The sequence below is a fragment of the Chthoniobacterales bacterium genome (assembly GCA_035274845.1).
In the GTDB taxonomy this organism is placed as follows: Bacteria; Verrucomicrobiota; Verrucomicrobiia; order Chthoniobacterales; family UBA10450; genus AV80.
Map to the genome: position 1 here is coordinate 372,692 of DATENU010000024.1, position 21,944 is coordinate 394,635.

General features: G+C 59.7%; 17 protein-coding genes. 6 read left to right on the forward strand and 11 right to left on the reverse strand.

The window, feature by feature from the left end:
- Positions 1–212 precede the first annotated feature (212 nt).
- Positions 213–1,691 (forward strand): trypsin-like peptidase domain-containing protein, encoded by a 1,479-nt coding sequence (locus VJU77_19590; GenBank protein HKP05563.1) that lies wholly within the window; start codon positions 213–215, stop codon positions 1,689–1,691.
- Positions 1,692–1,698: 7 nt separating this feature from the next.
- Here the strand turns inward: VJU77_19590 and VJU77_19595 are convergent, their stop codons facing one another.
- The 4 genes from VJU77_19595 to VJU77_19610 all read right to left on the reverse strand — a co-directional run bounded on the left by VJU77_19595 (position 1,699) and on the right by VJU77_19610 (position 4,121).
- A complete protein-coding gene (locus tag VJU77_19595; protein ID HKP05564.1) occupies positions 1,699–2,238 on the reverse strand; it encodes a GDYXXLXY domain-containing protein in 540 nt (179 codons plus the stop codon).
- Positions 2,235–3,569, reverse strand: a complete 1,335-nt coding sequence (locus VJU77_19600; GenBank protein ID HKP05565.1) for a DUF2157 domain-containing protein — start codon at positions 3,567–3,569, stop codon at positions 2,235–2,237. Before VJU77_19600 ends, VJU77_19595 begins: the two co-directional genes overlap by 4 nt.
- A 161-nt stretch (positions 3,570–3,730) precedes the next feature.
- Complete coding sequence (locus tag VJU77_19605; protein HKP05566.1) at positions 3,731–3,952, reverse strand: DUF3185 domain-containing protein; 222 nt, start codon at positions 3,950–3,952, stop codon at positions 3,731–3,733.
- 19 nt (positions 3,953–3,971) lie between these two features.
- On the reverse strand, positions 3,972–4,121 hold the full coding sequence (locus VJU77_19610) for a lmo0937 family membrane protein (protein HKP05567.1): 150 nt from the start codon (positions 4,119–4,121) through the stop codon (positions 3,972–3,974).
- Positions 4,122–4,267: 146 nt separating this feature from the next.
- Here VJU77_19610 and VJU77_19615 point away from each other — a divergent pair, with 146 nt between their 5' ends.
- Together VJU77_19615 and VJU77_19620 are read left to right on the forward strand one after the other, a co-directional pair.
- Positions 4,268–4,750, forward strand: a complete 483-nt coding sequence (locus tag VJU77_19615) for a hypothetical protein (protein ID HKP05568.1) — start codon at positions 4,268–4,270, stop codon at positions 4,748–4,750.
- A 303-nt stretch (positions 4,751–5,053) separates the two neighbouring features.
- Positions 5,054–6,127, forward strand: a complete 1,074-nt coding sequence (locus VJU77_19620; GenBank protein HKP05569.1) for a hypothetical protein — start codon at positions 5,054–5,056, stop codon at positions 6,125–6,127.
- A 46-nt stretch (positions 6,128–6,173) separates the two neighbouring features.
- Here the strand turns inward: VJU77_19620 and murQ are convergent, their stop codons facing one another.
- Positions 6,174–7,904 (reverse strand): N-acetylmuramic acid 6-phosphate etherase, encoded by a 1,731-nt coding sequence (murQ, locus tag VJU77_19625; GenBank protein ID HKP05570.1) that lies wholly within the window; start codon positions 7,902–7,904, stop codon positions 6,174–6,176.
- A 124-nt stretch (positions 7,905–8,028) separates the two neighbouring features.
- Here murQ and ligA point away from each other — a divergent pair, with 124 nt between their 5' ends.
- Both ligA and VJU77_19635 read left to right on the forward strand, forming a co-directional pair.
- A complete protein-coding gene (ligA, locus tag VJU77_19630; GenBank protein ID HKP05571.1) occupies positions 8,029–10,032 on the forward strand; it encodes an NAD-dependent DNA ligase LigA in 2,004 nt (667 codons plus the stop codon).
- 65 nt (positions 10,033–10,097) lie between these two features.
- The gene (locus VJU77_19635; GenBank protein ID HKP05572.1) at positions 10,098–11,666 is read left to right on the forward strand and encodes an OmpP1/FadL family transporter; all 1,569 of its coding nucleotides are present in this window, start codon (positions 10,098–10,100) and stop codon (positions 11,664–11,666) included.
- A gap of 24 nt (positions 11,667–11,690) precedes the next feature.
- On the opposite strand, the gene VJU77_19640 is transcribed toward VJU77_19635, so the two are convergent.
- The 6 genes from VJU77_19640 to VJU77_19665 all read right to left on the reverse strand — a co-directional run bounded on the left by VJU77_19640 (position 11,691) and on the right by VJU77_19665 (position 19,679).
- Entirely contained in the window at positions 11,691–12,743 is a 1,053-nt protein-coding gene (locus VJU77_19640; protein ID HKP05573.1) for a trypsin-like peptidase domain-containing protein, read from the reverse strand.
- Positions 12,744–12,789: 46 nt separating this feature from the next.
- A complete protein-coding gene (locus VJU77_19645) occupies positions 12,790–13,281 on the reverse strand; it encodes a hypothetical protein (protein HKP05574.1) in 492 nt (163 codons plus the stop codon).
- Positions 13,282–13,318: 37 nt separating this feature from the next.
- Positions 13,319–13,915 (reverse strand): sigma-70 family RNA polymerase sigma factor, encoded by a 597-nt coding sequence (locus tag VJU77_19650; protein HKP05575.1) that lies wholly within the window; start codon positions 13,913–13,915, stop codon positions 13,319–13,321.
- A 120-nt stretch (positions 13,916–14,035) separates the two neighbouring features.
- Positions 14,036–14,743, reverse strand: a complete 708-nt coding sequence (locus VJU77_19655; GenBank protein HKP05576.1) for a zinc metallopeptidase — start codon at positions 14,741–14,743, stop codon at positions 14,036–14,038.
- A 173-nt stretch (positions 14,744–14,916) separates the two neighbouring features.
- Positions 14,917–16,071 carry a Xaa-Pro peptidase family protein gene (locus VJU77_19660; protein HKP05577.1) on the reverse strand — a complete coding sequence of 385 codons (1,155 nt, stop codon included), beginning with the start codon at positions 16,069–16,071 and terminating at the stop codon, positions 14,917–14,919.
- Positions 16,071–19,679: an ATP-binding cassette domain-containing protein gene (locus VJU77_19665; protein HKP05578.1), complete on the reverse strand. Its 3,609-nt coding sequence runs from the start codon at positions 19,677–19,679 to the stop codon at positions 16,071–16,073. Before VJU77_19665 ends, VJU77_19660 begins: the two co-directional genes overlap by 1 nt.
- A 211-nt stretch (positions 19,680–19,890) precedes the next feature.
- On the opposite strand from VJU77_19665, the gene ftsH reads away from it, so the two are divergent.
- On the forward strand, positions 19,891–21,927 hold the full coding sequence (gene ftsH / locus VJU77_19670) for an ATP-dependent zinc metalloprotease FtsH (GenBank protein HKP05579.1): 2,037 nt from the start codon (positions 19,891–19,893) through the stop codon (positions 21,925–21,927).
- The last annotated feature ends 17 nt before the right edge of the window (positions 21,928–21,944 follow it).

Here is a 21,944-nt window from a genome sequence, read left to right on the forward strand (position 1 = left end):
ACGTTAAGGGCCTTAACAATCGTGTCAATGTGCGCACCTCGAGGTGCGCGCTCCCCTGTTTCTGCTCCTTCTCTTACTCTTGCTCTTGCTCCTGCTCTTGCTCTCTCCCCAGCCACCCGAAGAGCAAGAGCCAAGAGCAAGAGGTAAGACATGAAGCCACCCCTATCGCCAATTGAACAGGTGCCGTAGAGTTCCTGTCCAAGTCCGAAACCATGCGTACTCTTCTCATTCTCGCCCTGGCCGCGGCGGCTGTTTCCGGACGCGCCGCTCCGCCGCTGGCTCAACCCGATAGCGGCCCGAGCGCAACCGTCGCCCCGGCGGCAGCCGATGCCGGAAAGGACGTCGTCCACCAGCTCAATAGCGCATTTACGAAGGTGTTCGAAATCGTGGCGCCAACCGTGGTCATTATCGAAGTGACCAAAAAGAACGACAGCGGCGAAAATCCCACTCTGGAGGATCTCTTCCAAGCGCCGCCGCAGGACGACAATGCCCCCCGGCGGGGGCCGCGCTCGCCGCAGCCGATTCAAAGCGAAGGCTCCGGGTTTATCGTGCGCGCCGACGGTTTTATCTTCACCAACTACCATGTCCTCGAGGGCGCCGATCGGGTGGACGTGAAGCTCAAGGACGGTCGCGAATTTCAGGCAAAAGTGGTGGGCACGGATGAAAAGACCGACGTCGCCGTGATCAAGATTGAGGCGACCAACCTGCCGGTGGCGCAATTTGCCGACAGCGAGGCAGTGCGAGTGGGGCAGTTCGCCTTCGCGATCGGGGCGCCGTTCAAGCTCGATTACACGTTCACCTACGGCGTGATCAGCGGGAAGGGCCGGAGCAAATTGATCGCGACCGGCGGCTATTCGATCTCGGATTATTTGCAGACCGACGCGTCGATCAATCCGGGGAACAGCGGCGGACCGCTCTGCGATATCGACGGGAAAGTGGTGGGAATGAATACGCTCATCAACGGGCTTAATCGCGGACTTGGGTTCGCGATCCCGAGTAACCTCGCGAACGAAATCGGCCAACAGCTCATCGCTGGTCATAAAATTCTGCGGCCCTGGCTCGGCATCCGGATCGAATCGCTGGGCGACGACCCGTCGATTCGCGATTTGTTCAAGGGCCTCGACAAGGGAGTGGTCGTGCGCACGATCGAAGCGGACGCCCCGGCCTACAAAAGCGATCTCCGCCCATTCGATGTCATTACCCAGGTGGACGGTGCGGCGGTCAGCACCGACATCCAGCTCCAGCGCGAAATCCTAAAAAAGAAGATCGGCCAGAACGTCGAGCTCACCGTTTGGCGGAAAGGCCAGACGCTCAAGATCCCGGTGACGACGGGCGAGCTGCCTAACGACATCTCCCGCGCCTCAAACGAGCTCCCGCAGCAAACTCCATCGAAGCCGGAAGATTCGAATAAATTCGGGCTCCAGGTTCAGGAGTTGACCAAAGAAGTCGCGACGCGTTTGAAACTCGGAGTGGACCAGGGTGTGATCGTGACCGACGTGGCGGACAACAGCCTGGCGGCAGCCCAGGACATCCAGCGCGAAGATGTGATCACGGAAGTGGACGGCAAGAAAATCACGACGGTGGCGTCGTTCCGCGAAGCCTTGAACAAGGCGGACCCGCGGAAAGGCGTTTTGCTTTACCTGGATCGCAAAGGAAGCAAAACCTTCGCCGTGCTGAAGGCGGGCGGGTAGTTGCGGCTCATTTCGCGGTCGCCCGCAGATAATCGCCGAGCGGCTTATTATCGAGATAGAGCATCTCGATGGCAGCGTCACCGCGGAAGACGCGGACCGTCACGAAAGCGTTCCGCTTATCCCGCCGGCTTTGCGCGCGGTAGGCAGCTTCGGCTGCGGGCGCATCGCGTTCAGTGACCCAATATTTGTCGAACGGCAGCGCGACTTTGTTTCCACTTAACTGCACCGTGAGGAAATCATCGCGGGCGGGCGCCACTACCGAAACCTGGTCGATTTCGGCGAAGCCTTCAGCGCCCTGTTTAAGGGTGACGAAAAATGTTTCGTGATTTCCCGCGGCGGCAGGCCGGGTCACCTCCTGGGTTTCGATGTCGAATTGAAGCGCGACGTAGCGACCGCGAAAGACGTCCACCGGATCGACGGGAGCGGTTCGGAATTTCCAAACGCTGCCGCTCCGCAAGGTGGTTTCCCGTTTCCAAATCAGCGAAGCCGGCGCCGCGAGCTGAGCGAGCGCGACCAGAACAAAAACGATGAGCCGCCAGTGTTTCACGGGCGCGCTTTCCTTTTCAAAACGACCAGGTTCGTAACCAAGAACCCAAGCCCGATGGCGATAAACGCAATGCCCCGGACGACGAACTCGAAGTCGCTGTCGAAAAATCGCGCCGTCGCCAGGCTGGCGATAACGAGCATCCCGAAATTCGCCTCGAATACCCGGCCGGCCCGAATTCCGCGCAGGAGAGTGAAAATGCCGAGACCGAGGGCGAAGGCGTTCATGAGTAAAGATGGAACGAGCGGATCACCGAAGCGTTTGGCGATGAGCCAGGCGGCCAGCGCCACCGGCGTAAGCGCAGCCGGCGCGAGATTCGTCTCCCTCACTTTCCAGCAGCCATAGCCAGCGAGGCCGAGCGCCGCGGCCACCCACGCAATTTGAATGCCGGCGGAAAGCGCATCGGGATAATGACGCGTCGTGAAGTCCACCGCGGTTTGCCAGGAGTGAGTGCGCCAGGTGTCGCGGAAGGAGAGAACGATTGTCATCGAAAGAACTCCGATCCATCCAATCGCCACGAACGGATGCGGCCGGGTCGCGCGCCAATCGCGAAAACAAACCGCGCCGACGAGATAGACAATGGTCCAGTAGGCCGCGAACGAACACCGCCAGAATGACTGCGCGCCCAACTCGTCGGTCTGGCCCAGTGAAAACGCGGCCGCGATCGCGATTGCGATCAGGGCGAGCAGCGCCCGATAACCGTTACGGTTCTCGCGGCAGATCGAGATAAACAAGGGGAGACCAAGCGCGAGAATCGGCCAGACCCAAAGGTCGTTAGGACGGAACCCGAGTAAATCGCTGTTCTTGGACGACATGACCCAGACGGTGGCGCCGACAAACCAGGCCGCGAGCCCGACACTGCTTTGGAAGAGATAAACCGTCGGCAGCGCGAGCAGCATCCAGGCGAGAATGAATCGGGCGAAATCGCCCTGGATCTGGTAGGTCTGGCTGACGAGCGCGATGGCGGTGCCGATCCCAGCGACATTCAGGATCGCGGCGCTCTCCCGCCACGCGGGGGAACCGCTTCGACGCCACAAGACGAAACCACCGAGCGCGACGCTGAGCGCCAGCGGCGTAAAGGCGATCGCGCACCGGATCGGCCGGCTGAAAAAATCCCAGTTATGCGCGACGAGGAGGATGATCCCGGCGCCGATCAGCAACGAGCCCAGAATCGCGGAGAGAACAAACCCGATCCGGCGCGGCGAATCCGATGGCGCGGAGGAATAATGCTGCCGCAGGGCGTCGGCCGCCTCGGCGCTCAGGACACCGCTCGCGACCAATTCCGGAAGCTCGGCCTGAAGCCAGCGAATCCCCGAGCGGTCAGCCCCGCGCATGGCCGATGATTCAATCAGGCCGGGAAAGCGAGGAAAAGACTAATGCGAGATTGGCCGCCAAGACAAATGGAGGGGGAAGACATGAATCGAAGCGCAATCCCTCCGGCACGACGGCGTGCCGGCTCCAAGCCGTTGGCGGAAAACGCGGCCGAAGCGCTCGCCTACGCTTTCCTGTTCCCGGCGAGGACCAACACGATTCCGCCGATCAGGCAGATACCACCCAGGATGGGCGGAAACGGGACGGTCTTTTCTCGGTCCGCGCTCACCTGGAGGGGACCGGCATCAATAATCTTCTCGCGTTTCGTGTAGCTGAAGCCCCCGTAAGCGAGGGCGATGATGCCGATCGCGATCAGGATGATCCCGACAATTCCAGCGGGTTTCATTACCTCCGGCGACGCCGGATCAGACCCCCCGCCGGCCGGAGATCAAATTGATGATCAGAACGACGACTGCGATGACGAGCAGAAGATGAATAAAACCGCCCATTGTATAGGAACTGACGAGTCCTAGAACATAGAGCACCAGCAAGATAACGAAGATAGTCCAGAGCATATTATTTTCCTCGGTTGGTTGCTATTGCTTCGAAAATGGACGCGCGGGTGCGCTTAAAGATTTTTCATAATTCTCGCGGGTGGAAATAGCTGGCGGTCAGGATTGGAAATGACTACAACGCGTTTGATCGATTCAACCTCGTTGCTATGCGTACAAAACTTCTCATTGTCCTTCTCCTCGCCAGCCTGCTCGCCGGGGGCGCGTCCGCGGCCATCGTAGTGGAAAAAAAGTCGCGACTCCTGCCTTTCGTGGAGGTCTTTGACTGCCCGGGCGTGCACGCCTTCGTTTTTCGCGGCCCGACCGGGACTTCGCGTAAACCGATCCTGGTCCCGCCCAAGGAGTATTGGATGGCGAAGGAGGCGGGGCTTTACCAATTCGTCCTGCGCTATCACAGCGGAAATGTCTGCTCGCGGCTGGTCACGCCGGAAGTCTTTGCCCGTTATTCTGTGGGCGACGATTTTCGCGATTCAGAATCGTTCACCGAGCAAATTCAGACCGAGGACAGCAAAACTGTCCAGCCGGTGGTGCACCACCGAAGGCACGCGGCGCAGGTAACCAGGCGGAGCCACAAGCGGCAGATCGCGAAACATCACCGCGTCCATCGCTCGCGGCTTATCGCGCAGCGATAGGGCAACGATCCTTCTTCGGCTCCATTTTGGCTCGCGCGCGAGGACGGTCATCGTTCCTCACCTGCGGCACCGAGTCGACCACTCGTTGCGCGTGTCGACTGACCATTACTCCGCTCGCGGGTCATGATTCGGAAAATGGCATCCCGAACGGCAATTGACGCCATGGGTCAAAATTGAGTAAAACAGCTCCGCGATGAAGCCCCCAGGCGTCATTTCCCCGCCAGCGCGCGAGCCTGCTCGAGTTCTCGATGGCGGCCCCAACCACCCCAACAGCCCATCGAGCGAACAAGGAGCAAAATCAGAATGAACCCAATTCAAACCCCATCGTTGCCCAGAGGAAAGAAGCGCTTCCTCTTACCCATACTTCTTTGCAGTTTGGCGTTTACGAGCGTCGCCTTTGGCGGCGCATTTCTGGTCCATTTCGACTGGCCGAGCAATTTTCATCCATTCACAAATAGCCCTGGGTCAGCCACCATTGAGGCGGAATGGATTGTTTACCCAAAAGGCCTGGGACCATACAATAACTTCTACCTCACCAGCACGACCCCTCACATGGTTCATGGCAGCGAGGTCCTTTTCTTCTACTACGGCGGCAACGCCGTATTCAAATTGTACGGAGGAACTACCGAGATGTTCCTCAATCCCGACACGGTGAACCCATATATTGGGACGCGCGTGATTCTTGGCGAAACTCGTTCCGTGATGCGATATCGGTTTTCCAATGTTAGGACTGCGGGACCTGCCAAAGTGAAGCTTACGTGTAACAATCGTGCCACCACCATAGCGGCGGCTTCGGGCGGAGTTTCTTTACCGCAATCGACTATTTATGTGAATCCCAATTATGCCTTTCCCTCCTCTGGCACGGTTCAGGTTATCAGCAGCGCTGGCGGTCAAAATATTTCTTATACCGGGACGACTAATAATGGAAACCTTACGACTAGTTTTACCGGCTGCACCGGAGGCACTGGCACTTTGACGGAAGGTAGTGAACTGGATCAAATATCAGGAAATTCAAGTACTGCCACCCACTTCAAAAATAGCGTTTCCCTTTGGAACTATGTAACTGGCGTATGGGAATTGTTTGACGAGGTCGAGTTTGATCGCCCCGCCTTGTTGCACGATTGCAACGTCTGTGGGGGATGCGGATTCTGGGGGCCAACGTTCGAGTCGAACTATTGCATGACCGGCGTTTTGCCGCCGATTGGTGTAGTCGATTGGCTGGTGTCCGTCGACGGTGGTCCTTTTGTCCAGGGCAACTCGAGCAATTCGTCTCCTCTTATCACGGACCTGTCCGCTTGTAATCAATCCAGTCCTTACCAGGTGATCTCCTACCTCCCAAATTACCAGTGGATCATAAAGACGCCTGATCAGCAGTGAACCGGACTAGGACCGGTTCTTTCGCGAGATCGCGCGCGGTTGAGCTCTAGCCTAGGGCAGCCCGGACATTCCAGCCGTGCGCTTCCAGGCGCTCGGCTGCTTGCGCCTGATCGCACTTCGCCAGGTTCGCTACCAGGCGGACCGCGCGATCGCGCAGCTTCGCGTTCGAGGTTGTCAGGTCGATCATCAGGTTCCCGCGCACCTTGCCCAGGCCGATCATGGCGCCTGTGCTGATCAGATTGAGCGCAACCTTCGTTGCGGTACCGGCCTTCAGCCGGGTCGAGCCGGTAAGCAATTCAGGACCAGTCGCGAGGTCGATTTCGAGATCGCAATCCGGCCGCCGCTCCCGCTGCGGATTGCAGGTCAACAGGATCGTTTGGGCGCCACGCTTTTTCGCCTCGGTCAGCGCGCCCAGAACAAACGGCGCCCGGCCGCTTGCCGTGATCCCGCAGACAACATCGCTGGCGGTCACGCCACGCTCCTGGATCGCGAGCGCCCCGCTCCCCGATTCGTCTTCCGCGCCCTCGACACTCCGTGACAGCGCGGCCATACCGCCGGCAATGATTCCCTGCACCATTTCCGGCGAAGCACTGAATGTGGGCGGAATCTCGCTGGCATCGAGCACGCCCAGGCGCCCACTCGTTCCCGCGCCGACGTAAAAGAGCCGGCCTTTGTTCCGCAACGCCTTGGTCGCCATTTCGATCGCGCGCGCGAGTGAAGCTTTCTCTTTCCGAAGCGCTTCCTGGACGAAGGTCTCTTCCTCAACAAAGAGTTCGACCAGCGCCTCCGCGCCGAGTTTCTCTAGATTTTCCGAGCGCGGATTGCGTTGCTCAGTCAGCGCTCGCGCCAGATTCTCGGTCTCCGCGGCGGACGGCTTCACCGTCACGGCTGGATGCTCGTCGGCATGCGCCACCAGCCAGGCCGCGCCGAGCTCCGGCGATTGGTCGCTCATCGAGACCCGCGCGTCCGAGAGGTTCTTTTTCAACCGCCGTTTGAAGGCGTGAACATAAACGCCGTCGCGCTGGAAAAGACCGCCCAGCAAAATCACTTTCGGGGCGAGCAAACCGAGGCGGGTCGCTACGGCCGACGTGTACTCGCTCAGGACCCCGGCCCCTTCCTCGACTATTTTCATGACGCTTTCGTCGCCATTCATCGCGCATTCCAAAACGACCGGCGCCAGACCGGCGACGTCGTTCTTGTCCGCGGTCTGGGCCCAGCGAACCAGATCGTCGCGACTGTTGAGACTCAAGGCGCGAAGGATGGTGGCGGTGAATTGCGCTTCGCCGCGGTGGAGATCGTATTCGCGCAAAATGAAGCGAAGCGCCTGGAGCGCCAGTGAATAGCCGCCGCCCGCGTCTCCGAGAATATGGCCCCAGCCGCCTGCCTTTTCGATGCGGTCGCCGCGCCGGCCCGTGACCGACGCGCCCGTCCCGGCATTGACCGCGATCCCGTCGCCTCGGCCCAGCGCCGCCGCCAGACCGGAATCGCGATCGCTGCCCGCTATGATCTTCGCGTTCGGCCAGATCTCCGCTCCCAGTTTCCGTAATTCGATCCGGTCTTCTTCGGTCGCGCAGCCGGCGAGAAACATTCCTACCCGGTCCGCTTCCCGTGGCATCTGCTGGAAGATCGCGCGCAAACGCTCGGGCGAGACCAGTCGGAAATTGGACGGAGGCAGCTTGCCTTGTTTGGTTACGGAAAAGGAGCCGCCTTCCGATTCGACGAGTGCCCAGGACGTTTTCGTCCCGCCGCCTTCCACGCCGAGAATGCGCTCGCTCACGGTTGGTAATGGTTAAACTGCATATCGCCCCGGATTGCAAGGGGCGCCTCAAGGAGCGGCGATTTGAAATCGCCGAAAAACGGCGGTTTCAAACCGCCCGTCCTTGAGGCTTATTCTGAGCGCGATGGCGTTAGACGAAACGAAAGCGGCCCGGCGGATCACGCAGCTGCGCAAAGAAATTGAGGAGCATAATCGCCGCTATCACGAGGAGGCCGCGCCAACGATCAGCGATCGCGAATACGACGCGCTCTATCGCGAGCTAAAGGACCTCGAGAAGCAGTTTCCGAAACTGGCGACACCGGACTCCCCCACCCAGCAAATCGGCGACAAACCGCTTAAGGCATTCGACCAGATCACGCATCGCGTGCCGATGCTCAGTCTCGACAACACCTATTCCGAAGAAGAGCTCACCGACTTCTACCGCCGGCTTGAGCGACTGTTGCCGAACAAAAAAATCCCGGTCGTGATTGAGCCCAAGGTGGACGGCGTGGCCGTGTCGCTCCTTTACGAAAACGGGCACCTGCGGTATGCCGCCACCCGGGGTGACGGCACGGTCGGCGACGACATTACGCAGAACATTCTCACGATCCGCTCCGTCCCGAAGCAGTTGAAGGGCGATGTGCCGGAAATTCTCGAAGTCCGCGGCGAGGCGTATTTGAACAAGGCCGGGTTTGCGAAGCTGAACGCGGAACGCCGGGATGCGGGACTGCCCGAGTTCGCCAATCCGCGCAATGCCGCGGCCGGATCGCTGAAACAACTCGACCCGGCGATCGCCGCGAAACGCCCACTCGGCCTCGTCTGCTATGGCACGGGCCTGATCGAAGGCCTGACCCTCGACCAGCACTCCAAGCTCTTCGCGTTGCTCAAAAAACTCGGACTGCCGGGCAGCGAGAAATGGTGGCTGGCGGATTCCGTGGATGAAATTTTGCGCGCGATCCATGAGCTGGATCGGATCCGCCACGACTTCGCTTATCAAACAGACGGCGCCGTCGTGAAAGTCGATTCCTTTTCGCAACGCGAGGTGCTCGGGTTCACCGCCAAATCGCCGCGCTGGGCGATCGCGTTCAAGTACGAGGCGGAACGCGTCGAGACCCGGCTCCTCGACATCCTCGTTCAGGTGGGGCGAACTGGAACGCTGACGCCGGTCGCGGCGCTCGAGCCGGTGGTGGTGAGCGGCAGCACCGTCAGCCGCGCGACCTTGCACAACGAAGAGGAAATCGCACGCAAAGACATTCGCATCGGCGATACCGTGCTGATCGAAAAAGCCGGCGAAGTCATTCCCGCGGTCGTGAGCGTGCGGACCGATTTGCGCCAGGGGACCGAGAAGAAATTCCGGATGCCGAAGCATTGCCCCGAATGCGGGAGCGCGGTGGTGAAGGACGAAGGCCAGGTCGCGATCCGCTGTGTGAACAGCCAATGCCCGGCGCAGGTGAGGCGGCGAATCGAGCATTTCGCGTCACGTGGAGCGATGGACATCGAAGGCCTCGGTGAAGCGGCCGTCAATCAACTCGTCCAACAAAAGCTGCTCGCTGATGTCGGCGACATTTATTCGCTCAAACCCGAAACGCTGCTCGAACTGGAACGCATGGGGGAAAAGAGCGTCGCCAATTTGATCGACGCCATCGAGCGCAGCAAAACACGTCCGCTCTGGCGGCTCTTGTTTGGCCTCGGCATTTTGCACGTCGGGGTCAGTGCCTCGCGCGCCCTGGCGGATCATTTCCCGAACCTCGACGCCCTTCGGGAAAGCTCGGTCGAGGAGCTGCAACAAATCCCGGACGTCGGCGAAGTGGTCGGCCAGAGCATTCACGAGTTCTTTCGCGAACCGCACAACCTGGCGGTCGTCGAGAAACTGCGGAAGGCCGGGCTGCGCTTTGACGCGGAACCGAAAGCGGAAGGCGCCGCGCCTGGATTTCGGAACACGACCTGGGTCATCACCGGGACGCTCAGTCAATCGCGCGACGAAATCGCCGAGCTGATTCGGGCCCGGGGCGGGAAAGTAAGCGGCAGCGTGAGCAAGAAGACGAGTTTCGTGCTCGCGGGCGAGGAAGCGGGGAGCAAGCTCGAAAAGGCGAAAAAGCTTGGCGTTCGCATTCTCGACGAAGCCGAATTTCGCCAGATGTTGGCGTAAGAAATCAACGCGGCAGGATACTTTAGGATTGTGTTCGGCAAGCGAGATGGATAGCCAAACGCATTGTGCGCCAGTCCATTCTTCTCCGCGTTGTTTCCTCTGTCATCGTCCTGAGTCTTCCGCTCGCCGTCTACGGCGGCAGTTTCCAGTTAAGCGAACAAAGTGTCAGCAGCCTCGGGACCGCATTTGCCGGGGGCGCGGCCAGCGCGGAAGACGCCTCCACGTTATTCTTCAACCCTGCCGGGCTCGCGCGGCTGGATCATGGGGAATTTCAGATGGGGCTTCATGCGATTCTGCCGTCCGACGAATTCACCAACCAGGGATCCCGCTACGACCTGCCTGGCACACCGTTTGCGGGACTGCCGGTGACCGGCGGCAACGGTGGAAACGCCGGGATCAATCACGTCCTCGGGAACCTGTATCTATCCCAACCGCTGGTGCGTGACCGCAGCTACGGCGACATCACCGCCGGAATTGGTGTCTTCACTCCGTTTGGATTGGAGACCGATTACCAGCCGGACTGGGTAGGCCGCTACGCCGCGCTCCGGACCAAGCTTACTACCATCGATATCCAACCCACTTTGGCCTGGCGGTATGGCCGGCTCTCTCTCGGCGCTGGCCTCGACATTCAATACGCCTCGGCGCGGCTGACCCAGGCGATTGACTTCGGCCTCGCTGCCCAGACACCGCTCGGGCAGTTCTTTACCGCCTTGCCTGCAGTCCTCGCGGCGCAAGGCGTTCCGCCGGCGCAGATCCCCGGTATCATTTCGGCGACGCGCACCGCCTACACCGCGGCCGCTTTCGTTCCCGGCGGGCGCGATGGCGTGACGGAAATTACGGGCGACGACTGGGCCATTGGTTTCACGCTGGGCGCGCTTTTCGAATACCGTAAGGCCGGCGAAGGCGAAGATGGATGCTTCCAGGATGGCCGCATCGGCGTGAGTTATCGGTCAAAGATGGATCATACTTTGGAAGGCGACGCGGAATTCCGCCGGGTTCCGCTGATCGCAGCTCCGGGAGCTCCGCCTCTCCCGGCGTTTCCGCAGCCGGGCGCGTTCCAGGCGGTCTTCTTTGATCAGGGAGTCACGGCGCCCCTCGATCTGCCGGACATTCTGCACGTCAGCATTTACCAGCGGTTCCTGAAGAAGTACGCCATCATGGGCGACGTGAGCTGGACGCATTGGAGCCGACTCCAGCAAGTGCCGATCATTTTCGATAATCCCGGCACACCGCCTAACGTGCTGGGCATTAATTATGACGACTCGATGCGTTATTCCGTCGGGTTTGAATGGTACGCCTGCAAGGCCCTGACGCTGCGGACCGGCTTTGCCTACGACGAGACTCCGATCCAGGGCGCTGAGTTTCGCACGCCCCGCATTCCGGATAACAACCGTTACTGGCTCTCGTTCGGCGCCAAGTATTCTCCGCGTGACTGGCTCGACCTCGATGTCGGTTATGCGCACATCTTCGTTGACGAGCCGCGCTCGGATTTCACCGATAGCCAGCGTCACGAGCTCATTGGGACTTACGATGCGCATGTCGACATCGTGAGTGCGTCGGTCACCATCAAGTGGGGTGGCCCGCGCGAAAAGACAACCTACGCAAAGGACAGCAAGTCGGTTTACCGGAAGTAACGACGCCGCAGGGACGATCTACCCTTACGGCGTCCGTTGGGTAGCGTCGAGCTGAAGGGGAATTCCCTGGCTCGGGGTCAAGGTCGCGGCCATCGGCACGTGACGGCTCGCCGGATGAAAATCAGCCTGGACGTCGAAGGTCAATTTCTCATCCCCGCGCATGACCGTGATCGGGACGGTGTCGCCGGCGGTGATGAAAAATGATGCGTCAATCACATCCTCGGGCTGGTGGACTTTGGTCTTGCCAACCTGGAGAAGGATATCGCCGGTCTGAATGCCCGATCCGTAGGCCGGCGTGTCTTTCATGATCTCGGTCATTTCGGCCGTGGAACCGTCCACCGGCTTCTCGGCGGCCGCGACGTTGATCCCGATCCAACCGTGGCGCGCTTCGCCGAAACGGATGAAGTCATTTCGAATTTTTTCGGCCGCGTCGATGGGCAGGGCGTAGCAGGCGGAACCGTTATCAATGGTCATGACGAGAATGCCGACGACTTCCCCTTTGAAATTAAGAAGAGGCGCGCCCGCTTCGCCCCGCTGCGTCGGAAGATTCACCCGCACGTGGGTGGTTCGAAAATAATTGCCCAGAAACTTTCGGTCGAACCCGGCGACCATGCCGAAACTCGGCGTCTTGGCCAGGTCGAGGGGAAACCCAATCGTCATTACGGGGGTCGCCACTTCCATTTGCTCGGACTTGCCGATCGGGAGGGCGGGGGTCGCCATATCCGCCTTCAGGATCGCGATCCCACTGCGCACGTCCGACATCATGACCCGGGCGGGATGGACTTTGCCTTCGAATTCGACGGTCAAATTCTCGGTGTCACCGCCGACCGCATAGGCGGTGTAAAGCGTCCCCGCCGGATCGATGAAGAATCCGGTCCCGGAAAGGTCGCCATGCTGATCGGTGCCCCGGATTTTCACCACGGCTTTGGCCGACTTGTCGAAAATTTCTTTGACCTCGCGGCTGATCGAAGTGGTGGAGGGCTCCGCGGATTGAGCTGGTGGGGCAGTGGACCCTGGCTCCTGAGCCCGCGCGAGGGCGCCGCAGGCAAGGAAAACGACCAGGAAACGAAAGGTCATTGCCGGGAAAGACAACCCGCGGTTCGGAAACGTGCGTTTCCTGAGATTAAAACCTGAAAGCCGCTTCATAACTCACAGGCGTACTATCAAGCACGTAACGCGGAGGCGCCGCGACCCGGTGAGTTTTGGAGCTGTCTTTGACCGTGCGAACGAGCGACGGGCCAAGATCGCGGGTCGAGACCGGATTGGACAGGCTCCAGGCGGAATCTTGCAACGTAGTCGCAATGGCGGGAGCGCGATTTTGGGCCGCGACATTCACCGTCTCGGGGGCTTGGTAAAGTTTCAGGGAAATGACCGCCGCACAAACCAGGATTGCCGTCACCGCGGCGGGATAGGAAGTGAGCCCTGGAAGGTTCAGGCGGAAAAGGAAATCCTGGGTCCGCTGCAGGCAAATGCGCCAGAGCGGTTCGCGCAATAATTCGTCCCGCTGCCGGCGATGGAATTCGTGCAGGAAATTATCGAAGTAGCCCGGCGGCGGCTGCTCATATTTCTTGAGCCGCAATAGCTTGCCGATCTCGTCTTCGTTAATTGGATTCATGCAGCGGTGGATCTAAAAATTGGCGTTGGGTCAGGGATTAGGAAACTGGGTTCTTCCGGAATTCCTCCAGATAGTTCTGCAATTGCCGGTTCGCGTAGAAGAGCCGGGAACGTACCGTGCCTTCGGAAACACGCAAGATTTTACTGATCTCGGCATGGGGCATCCCCTGAATGTGAAACATGGTGACCACGGCTCTGTGTTCATCAGACAATTTCATCATGGCCTCGTTCAATCTTCGCTGGAGCTCGGACAAATCCGCTTCCCGGACCGGGCTGCTCGTGGCCGTCAGCTCGAGGAACTCCTTGTCGTTCTGGACGCTCGCGTCCATGTCGTCGAGGCTCAAGTGGAAACGGCGGCCCCGCTTTTTCAGGAAGTTTAGGGTCATGTTCACCGCGATCGAGTGGATCCAGGTGTAAAACGAGGATTTGCCCCGGAACCCGCCGATGGATTTGTAGGCCTTCGAAAACACGTCCTGGAGCAGGTCATTCGTGTCCTCGTGGTTCGAGGTCATGTTGTAGATCAGGCCGTAGAGCCGGGGCGTGTATTTCACCACGAGTTCGTCAAAAGCGGCCGCCTCGCCGCCTTGGGTCCGCGCGACGAGCTGCTGGTCTTCATCCGATCTCGGCTGTTCCATCGCGTTGCGCTTAGGCTTAACACGCTTGCGCAGGCCCGACGATAAGAAATCGGCAAAGCGATTTCGCGGCGACGGCAAGGCGATGGTGGGATTCATTTTTTCAGGAGGCGCCACGCGAGTTTAACGGCGGTCGCGAACGGACAGGAGATAAAGCAAATTGCCGAGGGTGGCGATGAACGCAGCCACGTAGGTCAGGGCCGCGGCATTAAGCACCTTGTTCACGCCCAGGACCTCGTCGCCCGGCTGCACAATGCCCATTTGCTGGAGAATGATTTTGGCCCGGCGGGAGGCGTCAAACTCGACCGGCAGGGTGATCAATTGGAACGCCAGCAGGATCAGGTAGCAGTAGATGCCGAGGGTGATCAGCCCGGTCATGTGGAAAATCAACCCGCCAATAATGACAAAGGGCAACATTTTAGAGGCGATCTGGGTCACCGGAACGACAGCCATGCGCATCTTGAGCGGAGCATAGGCAGCGGCATGCTGGATGGCATGGCCGGTTTCATGCGCGGCAATGCCGAGAGCGGCTACCGATGGCGTGTTGAAAACGTTAGTGGAAAGGCACAACCGCTTGCTGGTCGGGTCGTAATGGTCGCCGAGATAATCATTCGTCTCGACCACCTGGACGTCATTGATTTTCGCCGCCGCCAGAATCTCGCGCGCCGCCTCGGCACCGGTGATATTCGAGCTGGCCCGCACCTGGCCCCATTTGTTGAAAGCGCTGCTGACCCGGAACTGGGCCCAGAGCCCGATCACGATCGGGATCCCAACCAGGATCAGCCAATTTGAGCCGAATCCGTAGCCGTAAATGTAACTGAGCAGTGTCATGTATCTTTAGATGTAAAACGAAGTCGAAGGCCCTCTTTGTCTTCCAAAGGACCCTCGACTTCGCTCGCCATTACGTCGTTGCAAGGTTAGACCGCTCGAAGCGTGATTTGTTCAAGCGCTGTAGCCGCCCCCGCTCAGTCGGGGCGACAGACCGCCGTGGCCACAGCGCCCCGTCAGATTTCCAGCCGCTTCTCGAATCGGGACAGCATCCGCGTTCCCGACTGGGTCACGGCCACAACGTCCTCAATCCGAACGCCCCCTACCCCGGGATAATAGAGACCCGGCTCGACGGTCAGAACCTGCCCCGGTTTGAACACCGTCTTCTGGAATCGCGGAATCTCATGGATTTCCAGGCCGAGGCCGTGGCCGGTCCCGTGGAAAAACCCAACCTGACGGCCATTCCGGATCTCCGTCGGAAAACCCTGGTCGGTGAAGAACTGCTTCACCTCGTTGTGTAACGTCAATCCATCGACGCCGGGCTTCATTTTGCGCAGGGCCATTTCCTGTCCTTTGCGCACGGTTTCCCAAAGCTTTCGCTGCTGTTCGTTCGCCCGGCCGCGCACCACCGTCCTCGTCATATCGCCAAAATAGCCGCTCTTCGCGTCACGCGGAAAGATATCGAGAATGATCAACGAATCGGCCTTTAACGGGCCGAAGCCCCGCTCGTGGGGGTCGCACGCCTGATCGCCCCCGGCCACAATCGTGTTCGCGGGAAGTCCTCCGGCGCGGAGAATCGCTGAGTCGATTTCGGCCCGCAGGATTTCCGAAGTGAGCGTGCGCCCGGACCACGACAACTTCCGGCCTGCGCCGGGAGTGGAGGCGCCAAGGACTTCCATTGCCCGCGCCAAACCGCTCTCGGTAATGGCGAGAGCGCGGCGCATCAGCTTCAACTCCTCTTCTGATTTCGCCTCGCGCTCCGGCCAGAAGAGGCCGTTGCTGGTCCGAAGACGGATTTTCGATGCAGCCAGTTCCTGGGCAAAACCGAGCGGGAAACTCGCCGGCACCAGGGCCGAGCGGACGCCGCGTTTCCGCAGAAAATGCGACAACACTTTTTCGTAAGCGGGAGCTTTCTTTTGCTTTCCCTGCACTTCGCGCTCGAGCGCGCTGTAGGAAACAAACTCGTCCGCTTCGGCCTGTTTGCGGGCGCGATCGATCTCCAGATCGCTCAGGACCAGCGTTCGTTTCCCGCGTTCCTCGAGGAAAATAAAAGCGTCCGGCGCGAAAAAACGGGTCGCATACAGCATGTCGGGATCGTGCTCGCTCGCCGCGACCATGAGACGGGTGGGGGCATTTTCGATTTTCGATTTTCGATTTTCGATTTTTTTCATCACGATCGCCTTACTTCCAGTTGTCGTCGTAGAATCCAATGGAGAATGCCGAGCAGCCCCAGCGTTGATCCAATCAGGACAATCGTGTTGAAAATGAACACGTTCACTTTCATCCCGAGGTAGCGCTTCTCCTCGCCAAAAAACACGTTCAGCTTACCGCCCCGCCGGTAATCGCTCTGTTCCATCTCCGCATTCGAAATCAGATCCGAGACCTTTTGATTCACGTAAAGTTGTTCGGCAGTGACCGGACCGACCGCGTCTTTGAAATCTGCCCGATTGAATGGGCGCTTGCGCTTCAGGACCTCGTCGATTACTCCGAGATAGCCGTCTAATTCTTCCGCCGTTTTCGCTTCCAGGCCCGACAGGACCGCGAGCGTTTCCTTCAATTCGTCCAATCGTTTGGTCGACTCCGGATTCTGCTCCTTTTTCGCGATCAGGCTATCGATCTCATCCTGGGTTCGTTCCTGGCGGACGGTGAGCGGATTCAGTTTGGCCTGCGCCACCACCATCTCTTCATACGACCAGCGCATGGCGATGAACTGACAGACGAAGGGCACCTGGAGCCGGCTGTTCATCTTCTTCCCCTGCTCCGAGTTCGGATGCTCGGAAAACCAGCGGGAGAACGTGTAAACCAGCGCCAGGTTACGGTTCATGTCCTCATACTTGATGAGCGCTCCACCCATGATGATCTGCGGAATCAAGACCAGCGGGACGATATTCGACGCCGTCTTGGGATCGGCCACGAGGGAAGAGACAACGAGTCCAAGCGCCACGCCGCCCATGGCGGTCATGAACATGATGCCGAGATCGAGCCAAAACATGCCGCGAATCTCGAGGATGTAATTGGCGATCAGGACAAAGAGAAGGCATTGCACGATCGCGAAGAAGCCGAGCGACACGAATTTCGAAGTGACGTAGTAAGGCAGGCGAACGTTGAGGTTGCGCTCGCGCTGAAGAACGGCCCGATCGCGAATAATATCGTCGGCACTGTTTGTCAGGCCAAGGAACATCGCCACGATCAGGCTCAGGAAGAGGAAGGTGGGAATGTGATAGGCCGACGCGAAGTCGTACTCCCCTCGTTCGGAATAACGGAGCAGGGTCGCGATCAAGAGGGCCAGGACCGGGGCCACGCCGATGGTGATGACGAGGTTCGCCCGATTGCGCAGCTTGCTCATGAACGAGCGGTGCAGGAGGGTGCGCAACTGCGTCCACTCGTCCCGCCAGCGCATGATGAAGCGGCGCTTGTTCGACGGCGCGGCGGGCAGCGGAGGCGGCGGCCCCCGGCGCAGCGAAACCTGCTTCACATCCTGGATGAGCCGGAACGCTTCGTATTTGTCGCGCCAGAATTCCGGAGAATATCGCCGCGCCGCGACCAGCTGTCCGCGGGTGTTCTCCTCGTAGATAATGTCACCGCTGATGTCGCGTAGCGGGGTCTCCAGGACGTCGAAAATAAACTCGGGACGCGTCGTTCCGCAGGAGGGACAGGCCCCGAGATCAGCGCCAAACTGGTGCTGATGTTCCGCCTCGGCGAAGTAGCGCAACATGTCGGTGGGCGTGCCGAAAAAGACCAGGCGCCCGCCTTTATCGAACAGGATCGCCTTGTGAAACATCTGGAAAAGTTTCGAGCTCGGCTGGTGGATGGTGACGATAATGATCTTGTTGTGGGCCAGCGCGCGAATGATCTCGATGACGTGCTCGGAATCCTTTGACGACAACCCGGAGGTCGGTTCGTCGAAAAGGTAAACGTCGGCCGAGCCGATCATATCGAGACCGATGTTGAGCCGTTTCCGCTCTCCGCCGCTCAACGTCTTCTTGACCGGGCTCCCGACGATGCTGTCGCGGCGCTCGTTCAAACCGAGTTCGATCAGTTTGCCCTCGAGACGCCGGGTCAGATCGCGGCCGGAAAGATGGGGGGCGCGGATGGCGGCGGCGAATTGCAAGTTTTCACCGATCGTGAGGTGTTCGTCGAAGGCGTCTTCCTGGGGGATATAACTGATGTAGCCCTTGAGTAGGTCGAGATTCTCGTAAAGTGGGCGGTCGTTCAGGAGCACCTGTCCCTGGCTCGGCTGGAGTTGTCCGCCCAAAACTTTCATGAGCGTGCTCTTCCCCGAACCGCTAGCGCCCATCACGCAAACGAGCTCGCCCCGGTTGATAGAAAAGGAGACGCCCTCCAGCCCGACCTCGGCATTCCCAAACCGATGGGTAATGTCCACCACTTCGAGCGAACGAATGATGTTGCGCTCTTCCTCGATGATTCGCTCGGAGAAATTGCAGCGCAAAAACTGCCCGACATCGATCCGGATCGTATCCCCATCCTGGAGAGGAGTGGTGCCTTTGACCGGCGTCTCGCCCACCATGATGGGCCGGTCGGCGTCGATCACTTCCAGGGTCCCGACGCGCTTGTCGTAATCGCACAGAATCTTCAACAACACATCGCCGCTCGTGCCGGGCGAGAGAAGAATGTCGTCTTCCTCGAGCATGCTTGGATTGTTGGAAACGAGATACTCGGATTTGGAGGCCTTGAGCTGAAAGCGACCGCCCATGGCGCGCGCCCGCCGGCGCAAATCGATCAGGTCCATTTCGCTGTCGTTGTGAAAAACGATCCGATCTTCCAGGGTCGCCTCGACCGTGGTGCCGGATTTCAGCTTCACCCCGTTGAGGACGGCATCCACTTCCCGCAACGCTTTCACCCGGACCTTCAAACCGAAGGTGACTTCCAGGGCGCTTTCCCGCGAGCGGGACCGTTCCAGTTGCACTTCATCCGCATCCTTGTGGACGCGGACAAAAATTTGCGGCAGCGAAACATTCTTCTTCGCGTTGAAATAGGCCGCCAGTTCCTGGTAGGTCAGAAACTGATCGCCCACCAGGATCCGCTGGCCCGGATAGATCCGGCAAAAACCGCCGCGGAGGAGCGGCCGGCCCCGCACCGAAACAGTCTGGCCGGTGTAATTCTTGAGCAGGATCAAATCGTGATAGCGAAAGGCGAGCAGCCGGTCGTTTTCAGTCAGGCTTTTCAGGACGACGTCCGCCGCACCGTTGGTCCCGAAAGAGAGCGACTCGAGAGGAGAGGCGCCGCGCTGGTAAATGGAGGCGTCCGCATCCTCCGAAGCGTTCAACTGATAAACGATATCGATCGCCTGGGCCGCCATCCCGAGCTGCGACATGAAGGAGTAAAACGCGACCACCTGCTCCTGTTTCAGGCCCGCCTGCGAAATCAGGTCGTAAAGTTGAACGCCGAGCATGATCTTGCGATCGGTGCTCAGCTGCGCGGACAGTTTCTGCGCCATGGCCGAGAGGTCCTGCTGCTCGTAAAGCGCCTGGCGGAAGAGCTGGCGGAGCTCGGAGTAGACCGCTTCTGGATAATCGTAGCGAAGAAACCCGAGGCTGGAGTCGATCTCCTCCTCGAGCAAAACACCGTCGGCTTTCGAAAAACTGGCGAGCACCTGGATGAGGAGCGGCAGGAGGTTCGGCCCTTCCGAAACGCTGCGCGGTTTGCGGAGCGCGCGGCGCATCCAGCGCCGGCTTCTTCGCTGAATGCGATAAGCAAACGGCGTGACCTTCTGCACGGCGCGGTCGATCTTATCTGCGACTCTTGCTAGGGCGGTCATGGTTAAGGTCGCGCAAAATTACCGCACGGAGGGGGTAACCGCAATGCGCGCGCTTGGAGCTGGCGCGCCCTCGCGCCGGCCTGTTGGCGTGGCCAGTCCCCAACGGCTCGCCGCGGCGAGCCGTCTCCACCCCGTAAGACCATGGTCTCATTGCATTGGCAAAAGATCATGTTAGCCTTTTTGCGCCCGCCAAAAGCGGGCTGCACATCCTATGGCCCAGCCTGATCGCAACTCGCAAAAGGACAACAAAAACCGCGGGAACGAGCCCAGCTTTAACTGGCGCGGCGTCATCCTCATCGCCATCGCTTTCGCCCTGATCGGCCTGGCCGTTCTTTTCCGCGGCGGCGCTTACGCGAACTACGAAGACGTCCCCTACAATCGCTTCCTCGAATTGCTCGAGAACAAGCAGATCGTGGTCGACAAGAATTTCCCGCTTCAGCTCGTTTACGAAGAAGGCCGGCCGACCCAGACCCTTCGGGGCGCCTACATTAAGCAGGCCATCGGGCCCAACCAAGCCCAGCAGGTCCCCTTCCGCACGACGGTGGCCCTGAATTACGCGACCAATCTCCAGGAAAAACTCAGCGCCGCCGGGATTCAGCCCGCCATTCGGACCGATTCCAACCTGATGGCCCAAACCCTGGTCGGTTTCCTGCCGATCGCGCTTTTCCTTTTGGTTCTCTATTTCCTCTTCCGCCAGCAGATCCGCATGGCCGGCAAGGGGGCGTTGAACTTCGGCAAGTCCAAGGCGCGGATGCTGGCGCGGGACAAGAACAAGATCACGTTCAAGGACGTCGCCGGTGTCGAGGAAGCCAAGGATGAAGTCCAGGAGCTCGTTGAATTTTTGCGCGACCCGAAAAAGTTCCAGAAGCTCGGCGGCCGCATTCCGAAAGGCGTCCTGCTGGTCGGACCTCCGGGAACCGGTAAGACGCTCCTGGCGCGGGCCATCGCTGGCGAAGCCGATGTGCCGTTCTTCTCGATCAGCGGATCGGATTTCGTGGAGATGTTCGTCGGCGTCGGCGCTTCCCGCGTTCGCGATATGTTCGAGCAGGGAAAGAAATCGGCGCCCTGCATTATTTTCATCGATGAAATTGACGCGGTCGGCCGGCATCGCGGCCATGGCGTGGGCGGCGGCCATGACGAGCGTGAACAAACCCTGAATGCGTTGCTCGTCGAAATGGACGGCTTCGATACCCAGGAAGGCGTCATCATTATCGCCGCCACCAACCGCCCCGACGTTCTCGACCCGGCGCTCCTGCGTCCCGGCCGTTTCGATCGCCAGATCACGGTGAATTTGCCGGACGTAAAGGGCCGCGAAGAAATCCTGCGCGTGCATTCCAAGAAAGTGAAACTGGCCGAAGGCGTCGATCTCCAGGTCGTGGCTCGCGGCACTCCCGGATATTCCGGTGCGGAATTGGCGAACGTGATCAACGAGGCGGCCTTGCTCGCAGCACGTCGTGGATTGAAGGGAATCACCCTCAAGGAACTCGAAGAAGCGCGCGACAAAGTCCGCTGGGGCAAGGAACGCCGCAGCATGGCGTTGAGCGAGAAAGAGAAAACGAACACCGCTTATCACGAAGCCGGGCACGCCCTGCTCCTCGAACTGCTGCCGCACACGGAGCCGCTTCACAAAGTTACGATCATCCCGCGCGGTCCTTCGCTCGGTTCGACCATGTGGCTGCCCGAGGAGGACAAGTACACCAACCGCAAGAACGAGCTCATCGCCGGCCTCGCCGTCGGGATGGGCGGTCGGGTCGCCGAGGAAATTGTTTTTGGCGACGTCACCAACGGCGCCCGCGGCGACATCAAACAGGCTACCGCCGTTGCTCGCCGGATGGTTTGTGAGTGGGGGATGAGCCAAAAAATGGGAATGGTCGAATACGGCGAGCACGAGGATTACGTCTTCCTCGGCCGCGACATCTCACGGGCCCGCGATTACTCGGAAGCGACCGCCGAACAAATCGACGGCGAAGTCCGCAAGCTGATCGACGATGCCTACCAGACCGCAACGAATGTTCTCACGGAGCACCGCGCATCGCTCGAAGCCATCGCCAAAGCGTTGCTCGAGTACGAGACCCTCGACGGCGCCCAGATCAAGGAAATCATCGAGCACGGCCGCCTCATCAATCCGCCTCCCGGCAACCCGCCGCCCACCCAGAAAATGCCTCCCGAAAAACCGCCGAAGCAGGTCGTCGTCGCTCCCGACGTCACCCCACCTCTCCCCGGCGCCCTCGGGGGCGCTCCGGCGTAAACAGAGCGCGCTGGGCG

Excerpts from the sequence above, each read along its gene's own strand:
- VJU77_19590 (HKP05563.1), top strand. The coding sequence starts at position 213 with ATGCGTACTCTTCTCATTCTCGCCCTGGCCGCGGCGGCTGTTTCCGGA.
- VJU77_19600 (HKP05565.1), bottom strand. The coding sequence starts at position 3,569 with ATGCGCGGGGCTGACCGCTCGGGGATTCGCTGGCTTCAGGCCGAGCTT.
- VJU77_19605 (HKP05566.1), bottom strand. The coding sequence starts at position 3,952 with ATGAAACCCGCTGGAATTGTCGGGATCATCCTGATCGCGATCGGCATC.
- VJU77_19610 (HKP05567.1), bottom strand. The coding sequence starts at position 4,121 with ATGCTCTGGACTATCTTCGTTATCTTGCTGGTGCTCTATGTTCTAGGA.
- VJU77_19615 (HKP05568.1), top strand. The coding sequence starts at position 4,268 with ATGCGTACAAAACTTCTCATTGTCCTTCTCCTCGCCAGCCTGCTCGCC.
- VJU77_19620 (HKP05569.1), top strand. The coding sequence starts at position 5,054 with ATGAACCCAATTCAAACCCCATCGTTGCCCAGAGGAAAGAAGCGCTTC.
- ligA (HKP05571.1), top strand. The coding sequence starts at position 8,029 with ATGGCGTTAGACGAAACGAAAGCGGCCCGGCGGATCACGCAGCTGCGC.
- VJU77_19640 (HKP05573.1), bottom strand. The coding sequence starts at position 12,743 with ATGACCTTTCGTTTCCTGGTCGTTTTCCTTGCCTGCGGCGCCCTCGCG.
- VJU77_19645 (HKP05574.1), bottom strand. The coding sequence starts at position 13,281 with ATGAATCCAATTAACGAAGACGAGATCGGCAAGCTATTGCGGCTCAAG.
- VJU77_19650 (HKP05575.1), bottom strand. The coding sequence starts at position 13,915 with ATGGAACAGCCGAGATCGGATGAAGACCAGCAGCTCGTCGCGCGGACC.
- VJU77_19655 (HKP05576.1), bottom strand. The coding sequence starts at position 14,743 with ATGACACTGCTCAGTTACATTTACGGCTACGGATTCGGCTCAAATTGG.
- VJU77_19660 (HKP05577.1), bottom strand. The coding sequence starts at position 16,071 with ATGAAAAAAATCGAAAATCGAAAATCGAAAATCGAAAATGCCCCCACC.
- VJU77_19665 (HKP05578.1), bottom strand. The coding sequence starts at position 19,679 with ATGACCGCCCTAGCAAGAGTCGCAGATAAGATCGACCGCGCCGTGCAG.
- ftsH (HKP05579.1), top strand. The coding sequence starts at position 19,891 with ATGGCCCAGCCTGATCGCAACTCGCAAAAGGACAACAAAAACCGCGGG.